This window comes from Hyphomicrobium sp. DY-1 (genome assembly GCF_047497105.1).
Lineage (GTDB): Bacteria > Pseudomonadota > Alphaproteobacteria > Rhizobiales > Hyphomicrobiaceae > Hyphomicrobium_B.
The window spans coordinates 941,760-955,710 of sequence record NZ_CP134870.1; the positions used below are offsets into that span (position 1 = coordinate 941,760).

General features: G+C 64.2%; 10 protein-coding genes and 1 pseudogene. 2 read left to right on the forward strand and 9 right to left on the reverse strand.

The genetic code is table 11. The annotated features are described in order from the left end of the window. The 4 genes from phaZ to RLW41_RS04570 all read right to left on the reverse strand — a co-directional run bounded on the left by phaZ (window position 1) and on the right by RLW41_RS04570 (window position 3,756). Window positions 1-1,137 (reverse strand): polyhydroxyalkanoate depolymerase, encoded by a 1,137-nt coding sequence (gene phaZ, locus RLW41_RS04555; protein ID WP_414463675.1) that lies wholly within the window; start codon window positions 1,135-1,137, stop codon window positions 1-3. A gap of 102 nt (window positions 1,138-1,239) precedes the next feature. Beyond that, on the reverse strand, window positions 1,240-1,368 hold the full coding sequence (locus RLW41_RS04560; protein ID WP_281380669.1) for a hypothetical protein: 129 nt from the start codon (window positions 1,366-1,368) through the stop codon (window positions 1,240-1,242). A gap of 7 nt (window positions 1,369-1,375) precedes the next feature. Then, a complete protein-coding gene (locus tag RLW41_RS04565) occupies window positions 1,376-3,166 on the reverse strand; it encodes a PHA/PHB synthase family protein (RefSeq protein ID WP_414463676.1) in 1,791 nt (596 codons plus the stop codon). Next, on the reverse strand, window positions 3,163-3,756 hold the full coding sequence (locus RLW41_RS04570; protein ID WP_414463677.1) for a TetR/AcrR family transcriptional regulator: 594 nt from the start codon (window positions 3,754-3,756) through the stop codon (window positions 3,163-3,165). Before RLW41_RS04570 ends, RLW41_RS04565 begins: the two co-directional genes overlap by 4 nt. Window positions 3,757-3,903: 147 nt before the next feature. Between RLW41_RS04570 and RLW41_RS04575 the strand changes: the two genes are divergently transcribed. Continuing rightward, window positions 3,904-4,236, forward strand: a complete 333-nt coding sequence (locus tag RLW41_RS04575; RefSeq protein WP_414463678.1) for a phasin family protein — start codon at window positions 3,904-3,906, stop codon at window positions 4,234-4,236. Window positions 4,237-4,745: 509 nt separating this feature from the next. After that, window positions 4,746-7,280: a cation-translocating P-type ATPase gene (locus RLW41_RS04580; RefSeq protein ID WP_414463679.1), complete on the forward strand. Its 2,535-nt coding sequence runs from the start codon at window positions 4,746-4,748 to the stop codon at window positions 7,278-7,280. Window positions 7,281-7,300: 20 nt separating this feature from the next. On the opposite strand, the gene RLW41_RS04585 is transcribed toward RLW41_RS04580, so the two are convergent. The 5 genes and pseudogenes from RLW41_RS04585 to RLW41_RS04605 form a co-directional block, all read right to left on the reverse strand. After that, window positions 7,301-8,527, reverse strand: coding sequence for an MFS transporter (locus RLW41_RS04585; RefSeq protein ID WP_414463680.1), 1,227 nt, complete (start codon window positions 8,525-8,527; stop codon window positions 7,301-7,303). 126 nt (window positions 8,528-8,653) lie between these two features. After that, window positions 8,654-9,766: an ABC transporter permease gene (locus RLW41_RS04590; RefSeq protein ID WP_414463681.1), complete on the reverse strand. Its 1,113-nt coding sequence runs from the start codon at window positions 9,764-9,766 to the stop codon at window positions 8,654-8,656. Between the two features lie 3 nt (window positions 9,767-9,769). Then, on the reverse strand, window positions 9,770-12,568 hold the full coding sequence (gene rbbA / locus RLW41_RS04595; protein WP_414463682.1) for a ribosome-associated ATPase/putative transporter RbbA: 2,799 nt from the start codon (window positions 12,566-12,568) through the stop codon (window positions 9,770-9,772). Next, window positions 12,565-13,635 carry an HlyD family secretion protein gene (locus RLW41_RS04600; protein WP_414463683.1) on the reverse strand — a complete coding sequence of 357 codons (1,071 nt, stop codon included), beginning with the start codon at window positions 13,633-13,635 and terminating at the stop codon, window positions 12,565-12,567. Before RLW41_RS04600 ends, rbbA begins: the two co-directional genes overlap by 4 nt. 112 nt (window positions 13,636-13,747) lie before the next feature. After that, a pseudogene (locus RLW41_RS04605) lies at window positions 13,748-13,882 on the reverse strand (IS3 family transposase); the annotation flags it as partial. Window positions 13,883-13,951: the final 69 nt, after the last annotated feature.

The following is a 13,951-nucleotide window of genomic DNA, read 5'->3' on the forward strand; positions in this document are numbered from 1 at the left end:
TCAATTTCCATTCTCCCGAATGAAGCGGCTAATATGCGGAAGAACCTCCTTTCGCCAGCGGCAGCCGAAGAACAGCCCGAGATGGCCCGCGTGCGTGCAGAGCAAATGGCCACGCCGTTCGGAGGGTATCCCCGCACAGAGATCATGGGCGATCTGCGTTTGACCCGGTCCCGAAATGTCGTCCATCCCGCCTTCGATGGTCAGTAGCGCGGTCTTCGTGATTCGTTCAGGAGCGATCTTCGTGCCCCGCCACGCCAACCGGCCTTCTGCCAGGGCGGCCTGGTGGAACACCTGGGCAACCGTATCCAGGAAGAATTCCGCCGACACATCGTCAATCGAGAAGAAAAGCCTGAAGAACGGATGGCCCAAGGCATCGCTGCCGTCGTCGTGAAGAAACTTAGCGAGAAGCTCGCCGCCGCTCGCGCAATGACGGAAACAATAGGTCGAAAGCATCATCAGCTCGGTGCTGCCCGGATAGACGTGTCGGCCATGCCCTCGCCGGGAGGCGGGGACAGTAGCGATGACATAATTCTTGAACCATGCCAGAGGCAGACTGCGTGTCAGAAGATCGGTGCGGGTCGGGCTGATGCGCGTGTCGAGCTTGCCGCCCAGCAGCGTCAGCGTCGCGGGCCGCACTGGGTCCTCCGCGAGGATCGCCGCCGCCGCCAGCGCCGGCAAGGCGGACTGGCAAAGTCCGATCACATGGGTCGCGCCGCCGAGATACTGGATCATCTCGACGACATAGGTGATGTTGTCTTCGAGGCCGAACGGACCGTCTCGGGCGGAAACGTCTGCAGCGTCTTTCCAGGCAAGACAATAGACGTCGTGGCGGGGCAGCATTCCAAGGATCATGTCGTAGAGGATTTCCGCCCTCATGCCCGAGAGAGGCGCGACGACGAGTATCGGAGGCCTTCGTCCGGTCAGATCCGCCTCGAAATGCAGAAGGCGGCCAAATGGCTTTTCGATCACGCCCTGCTCTCGTATGCTTACTGGCCTTCCATCGATCACCATATGGTCGATACCGATGCTTGGGCCGGGCGGTAAGTCGTTTTGCGATGCGAGACCACCGATGTGCGCCGGAGGGCGACCCGAGCGTGGGGCTTGTTCCTCTTCCGCAGGGTACTTCTTATGCGGCACTGGAAGGCGCCCCCGTATAGGTCAATCTCAAATCCTTCCACAGTTGCCCGTATATTGGATGCTCACTTCCGATCGCCGGGAATCGGCAGCCCAGCACCCGCTTCACATCACATCTCCCGATACCGCCTCGAACCGGTCGACGTCGTTGCATTCGGCGGCGCGCACCGGAGACGCTGCATCCCCAGGCTGCAGCGCATCGAGGGTGTGATTGGTGAGGAAATCCTGGGTCATCACACCCTCATCGCCGCAAGACGTAACTGCCCGGCGTGTCCTCGAGCGGCGGATAGCCCTCGTCTGAAGCGCCCATGCTGGGAGGCGACACGGTTTCCGGAGAGGAGTGGGCGCCGAGCCACTGCGTCCATTCAATCCACCAGGAGCCGTCCTTCCGCTCCGCCGCGAGCAGCCATTCCTCTGGACCGAGATCGAAGTCGGCGACGCGCTTCGTGGCGACACGGAAGCGGCGCCGGGGATGGCCGGGCTCGCTGACGATGCCGGCATTGTGGCCGCCGCTCGTCAGGACGAAGGTGACGTCGGTGTCGGCGAGCTGGTGGACCTTATAGACAGACCGCCACGGCGCGACATGGTCGTGCTCGGTGCCCACGACGAACATGGGCGCACGGATGTTCTGGGGAACAGCGGGACGGCCGTCGACCATGAAGCGGCCGGCTACCAGCTCGTTGTCGAGATAGAGGCGGCGCAGGTATTCGGAATGCATCCGATAGGGCATGCGGGTGGAATCCGCGTTCCAAGCCATGAGATCGATCATGGGCGCACGCTCACCCATCAGATACTCGCGCACGTGACGCGACCAGATGAGGTCGTTGGTGCGCAAGAGCTGGAAGGCCCCGGCCATCTGATCGGCGGACAGATAGCCCCTGTTCCACATCATGCTGTTGAGGAAATGCATCTGGCTGTGGTCGATGAAAAGCGCGAGTTCGCCGGGCTCGGTGAAATCGATCTGGGCAGCGAGCAGAGTCACCGAGGCGAGCCGGTCGTCGCCCGCCCGTCCCATGGCGGCGGCGGCGATCGTCAGCAACGTCCCGCCGAGGCAGTAACCGGTGGCGTGGATCTTCCGATTGGGAACGATGGCGTTGACGGCGTCGAGGGCGGCCATGACGCCCATGCGCCTGTAGTCGTCCATGGTGAGGTCGCGGTCGGCGGCGTCCGGATTGCGCCAGGAGACGCAGAAGACGGTGTGGCCATTCTTCACCAAGTAGCGGACCAGCGAATTCTCCGGCGAGAGATCGAGGATGTAGTACTTCATGATCCAGGCCGGGACGATCAGGACTGGCTCCGCCCGGACTTTGTCGGTCGTCGGGGCGTACTGGATCAACTCGATCAGGTGGTTGCGGTAGACGACCTTGCCGGGCGTGACGGCAACATCCTTGCCGGGAATGAAGCCGTCGGTTCCAACCGGCGGCTGGTTGGTGGCCGTGCGGGTGGCGTCCTCGACGAAGTTGCGCCAGCCCTGGATGAAATTCGCACCACAGGTTTCGAACGCCTTGGCGACAACCTCAGGATTGGTGAGCGGATGGTTCGAGGGTGAGAACAGGTCGAGCAGTTGGCGGGTGACGAAGGAGACGACGTGCTCGTGGTGCGGTGTGACGCCGGGCACCTCGTGGGTCACGTTGTGCCACCATTGCTGATTGAGCAGGAACGCCTGGGCGAAGGCGGCGTAGGGCTGCTTCTTCCAGCCCTCCGCCGCAAACCGATAATCCCCCGGCAGCGGCTCGATGCACGGCGGCGTATCGGAATGGGAGCTGGCCGCGGCGAGGTAGCCGAGGAAGCGGGCTGCCTTGCGCGCCGCCTTGCTGACGAGCTCAGCGCGCTTGCCCGGGGCCGCCGCCAGATGAATTGACCAGTCGAAAAAGGCGAGCGCGAGGGAGGCCGGGGAAAAGCCGACCGTGACCTGGGCGACGACCACGTCGCTCATGCGGTCGATAGCGCGAAACCCCTCGCTGCCGACGCTCTCTTCACCGACCGCGACAACCGCCGTCAAAGGCTTTGTGGTGGAGGCTGCTGCTGTCATCGGTCGTCTCCCTCGGCCGCGCGCGCGGCCACATCATAGGGACGGGCGCCGATCAGAACCTTGAGCAGTTGGATGGTGAGCTGCTGGACCTCACCATCCTCGGTATCGAGCAGCGGCTCGACCGTGAGGACCTCCCTGAGGACACCGATCCCCAGGAGCACGGCGGCGATCATCGCGGCGCGCCGCGCGGAGGACGGATAGGTCATCTTTGAAATTGGCTCGATGAAATCGGTCAGAGCGCTGTCGTGCAGGATCCAGGAGGCTTCACGGCTGCTCAGCGAGCGCATGAGGATATCGAGCGGCCTGACCTCGTCGTTGTCATGCATCGCCTGACGAACAAGAATCTCGGCCGAGAGCTTGGCGGCCAGCAGGCCCGGCGGACCGCCAAGGAAACGTTCCGGGCGTCTCGTTGCGCAGACAGCCTCGGCGAAGAGCAGTTCCTTCGAGCCGAAGGAGCAGTGCACATGGGCGACATCGATACCGACATCGGCGGCGATCGCCCTGAGCGATGTGTCTTCATACCGCAGGATCGCCTCCTCGAGGATCTGCTCGCGCTTGGCTGCTGCGGCGCCGGCGGTGGGTCGGGCCATGAGAAACTAGAAACTCCAGAAACTAGAAACTCCAGGGTTTTTTTATCATATTTTTGGTCAACGCGCGTTGCGATAAATCAATGACGACCGGCGCCTTGATAATAAAATAATGGTGTTAACCACTTTTCTTGAAAGGATTGCCTCGTCATGGCGACCGAAACGACACCGCCGAAAAGCCAAACGGCCGCATCCAATCCCCTATTCGCGTCTCTGGGCAATACAGACTGGGTAAAACTCTGGAGCGACGCGCCGGCAAAGATTTACGCCGACGGATGGGGGAAGGTTCTGGGCCTAGCCGCAGACAGGCTGCAGGATCAGGCAACTTACCTGAGACAGGTCTCCCAGTGCACCGATCCCGCTGAAGCGTTTAAGCTGAATGTCGCGTTTGCGCAGCAGTCGGTGTCGCATCTGCTGGAGGACGGAACGAAGATATTCGACGGCATCCGCACCAGCATCGCAGCGGGTGCACCGGGCAAATAATATCTGGCTTGGCCTCTTCAAAGGCCTGCCGGCCGAGCGGGCGATAACCTTCCGCCCACTCTAACCTGTCAGCCTGCATCGCCTTCACCATCTCGAAGGCCATTGGTAGACTCTCAATCGTCGCAGCCCGCTGTGACATGGAGGGCTCCCCTCGTGAGCTTTGACAGCCACATTTGGAGTACCCCTTCTTGCCTCTGACACAGAACGGTACCTTGCCGCTGCTTGTGGTCGAATTGCGCTCGCCCAGGCCTACCGGACAGCGCTCCGCCGCGTGCTTGTCTCCGAGATTCGGAGGCATCGCCTTTCGGGCCGCTTCGGATGAACAAGCTCGCCGGTGCTTTGCTGTTGCCTACGGCCATCCTGACTCTCGACGCAATGCGGGCGATCTTCTACAGGCTAGTGTCGGAATGAGATCGATTTACCGGGCATCAATCGTTTCAAGTCAGCACCCCGAACGCAGCTCCTCTCGACCGGCGGCGCCATCCCGATACATCAAGGAGGCAGTCATCGTGCGGGATGATTTGGAAGGACTGACAAGCGGCGAAGCGCGATCCCGTCTCGCGGCAGAAGGCTACAATGAGCTGCCGCGCGCTGGACATCGATCGCTGCCGCGCATGGCCTTCGAAATCGTGCGCGAGCCAATGTTCGGTCTGCTCATCGGCTCTGGTATCATCTACCTCCTGCTCGGCGACCGCGTCGAGGCGCTGATGCTTCTCGTCTTCGCGTCGATTTCGGTCATCATCGCCATCGTGCAGGAGAGCCGTAGCGAGCGCGTGCTCGAGGCGCTGCGGGATCTCACCAGCCCGCGTGCGCTCGTGATTCGCGACGGCGAGCGACAGCGGATCCCAGGCCGCGAAGTGGTTCGCGGCGATATCATCGTCCTCGGCGAAGGCGACCGGGTGCCTGCGGACGCGCGCCTCATGGCAGCGACCGACGTGCAGGCCGACGAGTCGCTCCTGACTGGTGAATCGGCGCCAGTCCGCAAAGTCGTGGCCGGCGATGACGTCCGTGCCGCGCGGCCAGGCGGTGACGATTTGCCTTTCGTCTTCTCTGGCACCCTTGTGGTGCGCGGCCAGGGACTGGCGCGGGTCCAAGCCACGGGGCCGCGCAGCGAGATCGGCCAGATCGGTCAGGCGCTGGAGGCGATCGACAGCGCGCCACCCCGCCTGACTCAGGAAACCCGCCGGCTGGTGCGTGTCTTTGCCATCTTCGGTCTCGCGGCCTGTGCCTTGACCGTCCTCCTCTACGGTCTGTGGCGCGGGTCCTGGCTCGAGGCGCTTCTCGCAGGCATCGCGCTCGGTATGTCGATGCTGCCCGAGGAGTTTCCCCTCGTCCTGACCGTGTTCACTGTCATGGGCGCGTGGCGGATATCGCGGGCGCGCGTGCTCACCCGCCGCGCCGCGGCCATAGAGACCCTTGGAGCGGCAACGGTCCTGTGCACCGACAAGACCGGTACGCTGACTGAGAACCGCATGTCGATCATCTGTCTCGTTGCCGGCGATGAGATGCTCCGTCTCGAGCCCGGACGGGAGTCGATGTTGCCGGACAGGTTCCGGCGCCTCGTCGACTGGGGCCAGCTCGCAAGCGCTCCCGATCCGTTCGATCCGATGGAGAGGGCGTTTCATGCCTTGGCCGCGCAGGCGGGCAGCAGCGAAGGCAACGGGGAGGACAAACAAGAACTCGTGCACCGCTATGGTCTACGCCCGGATCTGCTCGCGGTGACACAGGTCTGGAAGGTTTCCGGGACGGACGATTGCAAGGTCGCCGCAAAGGGTGCGCCGGAGGCGATTGCCGCGCTTTGCCGGCTCGATCAGGAAGCGCTCGGCGCGCTCGCCCGCGACGTCGACCGGATGGCCGCCGAGGGCATGCGGGTCCTCGCGGTGGCGGAGGCGCGCTTTCGCGGCGAGAAGTGGCCCGCATCGCCGAAAGGGTTCGCGTTCACTTGTCTGGGCCTTGTCGGGCTTGCCGACCCGCTGCGGCCATCAGTGCTGGAGGCCGTGAAAGAATGCCGCTCGGCTGGTATCCGCGTCATCATGATCACGGGAGACTATCCCGCGACGGCTCTGGCGATCGCCAATAAGGCTGGTTTCGCCGCCGACACCGTCGTCACCGGCGATGACCTTGAGGCGATGAGCGATGCGGAACTGAACCGGCGGGTGGCCTCGGTCTCCGTATTCGCCCGTACCATGCCGGCGCAGAAGCTGCGGATTGTCCGCGCGCTCAAGGCGACGGGGGCCATCGTCGCAATGACGGGCGACGGGGTCAACGATGCCCCCTCGCTCAAGGCCGCCGATATCGGCATCGCCATGGGCGGCCGCGGCACCGATGTGGCGCGGGAAGCCGCCGCGCTCGTCCTGCTCGACGATGATTTCGGCTCGATCGTCAAGACCGTCCGTCTCGGCCGGCGCATCTACGACAATCTGCGCAAGGCGATGGGCTATATCCTCGCCGTGCATGTGCCGATCGCCGGTCTGGCGCTGCTGCCACTGCTGACCGGCCTGCCCATCATCTTCTCGCCGATCCACATCGCCTTTCTCGAGATGATCATCGATCCCGTTTGCTCGTTGGTCTTCGAGGCGGAAAAGGAGGAGACGGACATCATGAGCCGGCCGCCGCGCGCGGCGACGAGCCGTCTGTTCTCGTCGGGGCTCGTGCTCTGGAGCCTGCTGCAGGGCGTTCTCGCCTTCGCAGCCGTTGCCGCACTCTATCTGCTGGCGCTGCGGCGCGGCATGCCGGCGGGGGATGTGCGTGCGCTCACCTTCGTGTCGCTCGTGCTGGCCAATCTGGGACTGGTGCTGGTCAACCGCTCCTTCGACAGCTCGGTGCGCGGGGCGCTCCGGTGGGACAATCGCGCGCTGTGGTGGGTGAGCGCCGTGGCCGGCGTCCTGCTGGGCACTGCCCTGGCATGGGCGCCGGCGCGCGATCTTTTTCGCTTCGGGCCGCTGCATGCCGATGATCTCGCCGTCGCGTTCGGCACCGCCATAGGTCTGGTTGTCGTCCTGGAGATCCTGAAGCGATCCTGGCGCGGGTGGCTGACGGCTTGAGTTTCGGGGCGAGGGGCACGTCAATCCTTGCTCGGGTCAGGGGAGGTGCTGCTGGCCCAGCGTTGCGACAGGCCGAAAGCGATCAACGCAACCACGGCGAACCCCGCGCCGGCCAGAAAGGTCGCGGCCGGACCGTAGGCGTCCCACAAGCCGCCGGCGATGACGCTGGCGATCAGCATGGCGATGCCTCCGGCGAAGTTGAACACGCCGAACGCCGTCCCGCGAAGATCCTCCGGGGCGGTGTCGGCCACCAGGCTCGCGAACAACCCCTGCGTGAGCGCCATGTGCAGCCCCCAGAAGACGACGCCGATCATGACGAGCGAAATGCCCGTGCCGAGCGCGAGGATGAGGTCGGCGACGATCAGGCAGACGATACCGACCGCGAGCAATCCACCTCTTCCGATCCGGTCGGAGAGCACGCCGGCCGGATAGGCGCCAAGTGCGTAGACGATGTTCATCACCACCATGACGGTGGGCACCAGCGCGATCGGCAGACCGACATTCTGGGAACGCAGGATAAGGAATGCCTCGGAGAACCGGGCAAGGGTAAGGATGGTGGCGACGCCGACCACGGCCCAGAACTGGCCGGACAGGCGTTTCGCATCCACGAGGCGGAGCCTCGGCTTGGCGTCGGCTTCATGCCGAGCGGGCTCGCGAACTGCAAATATCATCACCGCGAGCGAGATGAAGGCCGGAATGACCGCGATCCAGAACACGAAGCGAAAATTGTCGGAGCTGAGCGCCATCAGGACGATCGCGGCGAGCGGCCCGACAAAGGCCCCGATCGTGTCAAGAGCCTGACGCAAGCCGAAGCCCGCGCCCCGCAGTTCCTCCGGTGCAAGATCGGCGATGAGCGCATCCCTGGGGGCATCGCGGACGCCCTTGCCAATACGATCGATGAAGCGCGCTGCGACCACCCAGCCGACGCTGGCAGCCAGCGGGAAGATCGGCTTGGTGAAAGCGGCGAGGCCATAGCCGAGGGCTGTCAGCAGCTTGCGCTTGCCGAGCCAGTCGGAGAGCGCGCCGGAGAATATCTTGGTGATGTTCGCGGTTGCCTCGGCGATGCCTTCGATGAAGCCGACCGTCAACGTCGATGTGCCGAGCATGGTTACGAGATAGATCGGAAGCAGCGTGTGAATCATCTCCGACGAGATGTCCATGAACATGCTGACAAATCCGAGCGCCCAGATGCCACCGGGGAGTCGGGCGTGTGATTTTGAGCCTGCAGGAGGTGTTTCAATCGTCATTGCCCTCTACTCCGGATCGATGCTTAGCTGCGAGAGCGTCGGTTCGTTCGAGCCTCGAAGGAGCTTATCCGAGGTGTCCACCTGTGCGGGCGAAGATCAGTTCATGCTGACCGATGGGTGCGGTGCTCACCGCAGGAAGGCTCTGAAGCGCTGGAGGGCGAAGAAGAACAGGATTGTTCCGATGGCGACGAGGGCTAGCAACTGGGGCCAGACCACGTCGAGCCCGGCTCCCCGGAACAGGATGGCCTGGGCCAGCATCACGAAATGGGTGTTGGGGGCCGCGAACATGATGATCTGAATGATCTCCGGCATGCTCTCACGCGGAGTGACGCCGCCGGAGAGCACCTGCAGGGGCAGTAGCACCATCATCAGCAGCAGGCCGAACTGCGGCATGGAACCGGCGACCGTCGCCAGGAAGATGCCCAGCGATGTGGTGGCGAAGAGCTGGAGGGCGGCGCCTGCCAGGAACAAGGCGAGGGAGCCCTGGATGGGCACGGCGAGAAGGCCCTGCACGACCACTGTCAGGGAAAAGGCGGACGCCACCAGCACCACGAGGCCCATGGACCAGATCTTGCTCGCCATGATCTCGGTGGGCGTTACCGGCATTACCAGGAGATGCTCGATGGTGCCGTGCTCGCGCTCGCGGATCAGGGCGGCGCCAGTCAGGACGATGGAGAGCATCGTGATGGACGAGATGATGTTGGTGATGGCTCCGAACCAGCTCTTGTTCAGTTCGGCGTTGAAACGGGCGCGTAGCACGAGGTCCACCGGCACGGTGTCGGCACGGCGATAGCGGTTGAGGAACTCGTTCACCTCACCGGTGACGATGGACTGGATGTATCCGGCGCCGGTGAAGGCCTGGGACATGCGGGTGGCGTCGATGTTGAGCTGGATTGTGGGCGACCGACCGGCCAGGAGATCGCGCTGGAAGTCGGGCGGGATGTCGAGGGCGAACGTATCGATGCCCGCATCCATACGGGCATCCATTTCCTGCTGCGTGATGAGTTGCGGCGGGGTGAAATAGGGTGGGTAGAACGCCGTGGAGATGCGCACCGACACCGGCGACTGGTCCTCGTCCACGATGCCGATGGCGGCCCGGTTCAGGGTTTCCGGCATCGCCCTGGACGCCGTGTAGATCGACAGCGTGAAAGCATAGACGATCAGGAACAGCAGCATCGGGTCGCGGACGAGGCCGCGCAGTTCCTTGATGCCGAGCTGGAGGACGTTGGCGGCGCGCATGGCTCACGTCGCCTGTTTCTTGAGGAGCAGCGTTCCCAGGCCCAGAAGCACCGGCACGGTGATCAGCAGCGGCACGAACGCGCTCCACAGATCGGCGAAGCCCAGGGCTTTCGAGAAGGTGCCGCGGGAGATGACTACGAAATAGGTGGTGGGGTAGATCGTCCCGATGAACTTCCCCAGCCCCTCGAGCGAGGAGACCGGATCGATCATCCCGGAATATTGCACCGCGGGAATGAGCGTGATGAGCGATGTGCCGAAGATGGCGGCGATCTGGCTGCTCATGAAGGTGGAGATGACGAGCCCCATCCCGGTCGCGATGATGACGTAGAGCAGGGCGCCGAAGGTGAAGGTGAGGAAGCTGCCAGTGAAGGGAACCTGGAAGATGAAGACGGCGACGGCCGCCAGCATCAGGAAGTTCAGCATGGCAAGGCCCACATAGGGCAGCTGCTTGCCGACGAGGAATTCCGGCCGCGTCACCGGCGTGACATAGAAGTTGATGATCGATCCCAGTTCCTTCTCGCGCACGACACTCAGCACCGCCAGCATGGCCGGGATCATCATCAGGAGCAGCGGGATCACCGCCGGCGCCATGGCGACCAGGCTCTCGACGCCCGGATTGTAGCGGTAGCGGAACTGCAGCTGGAAATCCCCGGCCGCAGCGGCCTTGCCGTAGAGTTCGCGCGCCTTCTGGGTGAGCCAGGCCGCGTGGATGCCCTGAACGTAGCCTTGCACCGTCTCCGCCCGGGTGGGCATGGCGCCGTCGATCCAGGCGGCGATCTGCACCTTGCGTCCGTATGCCGCGTCGCGCGCAAAGCCGGGGGGAATCTCGATGGCGAGGCTGAGCTCGCCGGCGCGCATGCGCCGATCGAGGTCATCGTAATCGGTTATGGGCGCCTTCTGGGTGAAATAGCGCGAGCCGGCGATCTGCAGCACGTAGTCGCGGCTCACCGTGGTGTCATCGCGATCGAGTACCGCGAAGGACAGGTTCTCCACGTCCATGTTGATGCCGTAGCCCACCACGAACATCAGCAGCACGCTGCCCAGGAGGGCGAGGGTCGCGCGGATCGGATCCCGCCTGAGCTCCAGAGCCTCACGCCGGGTATAGGCGTACATGCGGCGCAAGCTGAAGGTGGGCTTGCCATGTGAGGCCACTTGGCCGGCCCATTCCTCCACGAGGTCGCGTGTCGCGGGCGCCGTCTGCGGCTCCTCCGCCGGCGCGGCAGGAGCCGCCTTGGCGCCGATGGCGTCTTCCAGATAGGCGATGAAGGCTTCTTCGAGATCCTTGGCGCCGCGCTTCTCGATGATCGCCGCCGGACGGTCGCTGACCAGCACCTTGCCAGCATGCATCAGCGAGATGCGGTCACACAGCTCCGCCTCGTTCATGAAGTGGGTCGAGACGAAAATGGTCACGTTGTCCTTGCGCGACAGGTCCGAGAGGATCTGCCAGAAGCTGTCGCGGGCGATCGGGTCGACGCCGGACGTGGGTTCGTCGAGGATCAGCAGGTCGGGCGCGTGGATCATGGCTACCGCCAGCGACAGGCGCTGGCGAATACCGAGCGGCATGGCGTCCGGCAGCGTGTCGGTGACGTCGGCAAGATCGAACCGCTTCACCATGTCGGCGATCCGATCGGGAATGGCATCGGTGGCCAGGCCGAACAGGCGCGCATGCAGGTCGAGATTCTGCCGCACCGTCAGTTCGGAGTAGAGCGAGAAAGCCTGGGACATGTAGCCGACGCGCCGTCGCACCGCCATGTCGTCAGGATCCACCTCCTGACCGAACAGATGTGCTCGTCCTTCGGTCGCCGCCAGCAGGCCGGTGAGCATCTTCATGGTGGTGGTCTTGCCGCAGCCGTTGGAGCCGAGGAAGCCGAAGATCTCGCCGCGGCCGATGCGGAAGCTCACGTCGTCCACCGCGGTGAAGTCGCCGAAGCGCATGGTCAGATGTTCGGCCTCGATGGCAATCTCCCCGTCGGCGCCCTCCGGGCGGGGCGGAATGATTACCTCCTGGTGCCCAGCGCGCTTTGCTTCCGGAAGCAAGGCTATGAAAGCCGCATCGAGATTGGTGGCTCCGGTCTTCGCCAGGAGATCCGCGGGCGTGCCGGTGGCGAGCACCCGCCCGGCGTCCATGGCCACCAGCCAGTCGAAGCGGGCGGCCTCCTCCATGTAGGCGGTGGCGACGATCACGCTCATGCCCGGCCGGCCGCCGCGGATGGTATCGATCAGCTCCCAGAACTGGCGCCGCGACAAAGGATCGACGCCGGTGGTGGGCTCGTCGAGGATCAGGAGATCGGGATCATGGATCAAGGCGCAGCACAGCCCGAGCTTCTGCTTCATGCCCCCGGAGAGCTTGCCGGCGAGGCGATCGACGAACGGGGCGAGCCCGGTACTCTCCAGCAATTCGCGGATGCGGCGCTCCCGCTCGGTCCGGTCGTGCCCGAACAGGCGGCCAAAGAAATCGACGTTCTCGAACACCGACAGGGTGGGGTAGAGATTCTTGCCCAGGCCCTGGGGCATGTAGGCGATCCGCGGGCAGGTGGCGCGCCGGTGGCGAGCGTCGGCCATATCGCCGCCCAGCACCACCATGTGTCCCTGCTGAATGACCCGCGCTCCGGCGATCAGCGACAGGAGGCTCGACTTGCCGACGCCATCCGGCCCGATGAGCCCGACCATGCGACCGGCGGGAATATCGAGACTCACCGCACCCAGCGCCCGGGTTTTGCCGTAGACAAGAGACAGAGCCCGGATCGACACCACCAGCGGGATGGGAGGAACCGGCGGACCTGCGTCTCCGATGGGGCTCATTGCAGCAGTCCCTGTTGCAGACGGGAAGGCCATTTCGCGCTGGGATCGAGCCGCACATAGGCCATACCGGGCAGCCCGGTCTTCACCTGGTGGATGTATTTTTTCAGCAGCTCCGGCGGGATCTGCGCCTTGATCCGGAACATGAGCTTGAGGCGCTCTTCCTCCGTCTCCACCGTTTTCGGGGTGAACTGCGCGACGTCCGCCACGAAGGTGACCTTGGCGGGGATGACGTATTGGGGCGCGGCATCCAGCACGAGGCGCACGTCCGTGCTGAGGCCGATCCTACCCGCTTGGGCGGTGGGCAGGAAGAAGGTCATGTAGACATCGCCGAGATCGACGAGGTTCAGCACCCGCCCCCCGGCCGAGAGCACCTCGCCCGGCTGGGCGACACGATATTGGACGCGTCCCGCGCGCGGTGATTTCAGGACGCCGTCATTGATGTCGGCGGTGATGCTGTCTATGGCCGCGCGCGCCGCGTCCACCGCCGCTTCCGCATCTACTATCAGCGCTTTGGCAGAGCTGATCCCGGCCTCGCTGGCGGCGAGCTGGGCCTCTGCCGCCGCCACGGCGGCCTTGGCGCCTTCGGCGCTCGCCCGGTCATTGTCGAACACCTGCTGGGACACGATATTGGTCTTCACAAGCTCGCTCGATCGCGCGAGCTTGCGATCAGCGGCGTCGAGCTCGGCGTTGCGCTGGGCGATGGTGGCGACGGCGGCGCGCCGCTCGGCCTCCCGCTGGGTGACGAGGCTCTTGGCGGTGTCGATACCGATCAAGGCCCGCTGGAGCTGCGCCTGCGCCTGCCGACGCTGGGCCTCGAGCTGCTCCATATCCATATGGCCGAGCACCTGGCCCGCCTCGACGAAGTCGCCTTCGTTCACCAGGATGTCCTTGATGCGGCCGGCGATCTTGGTGGAGACGTCGATCTCGGTCGCCTCGATGCGTCCGTTGCCGCTGGCGATACCGTCGGGCAGACTTTTGTTGAAGAACCTCTGCCACCCCCAATACCCTCCCCCGGCCACGATCGCAGCGAGGACGGCAAAAATCAGAAGCTTCCGTGTCGAGGTCATGGGGGCGGGGGGCTCTCGTTGAAATTGGGGCTCGTAAACGGCGTGGAATCTTAGCAGCCTCCGGCGCGCCCGTCCCTACTGGCCAGACCCATGAGGTGATCCAGTTTGGATGTTAATGCATCGTCGGCCTTGGCTTCAATGCTGGAGTGGCCGGCGAAGCTGGTTCGGGTTGCGTAGCCGGCCATTGCAGGGCCTCCGGAGCCGGCGGCCTGTAGTGGAGCGATGAGTGTGGCCGGACGGTGTTGTACAACAAGATTTAAGAACGCCCACGGGACCGTTTTTCGAGAAGTGCTTTATCATTGGCATCCATGGTTCG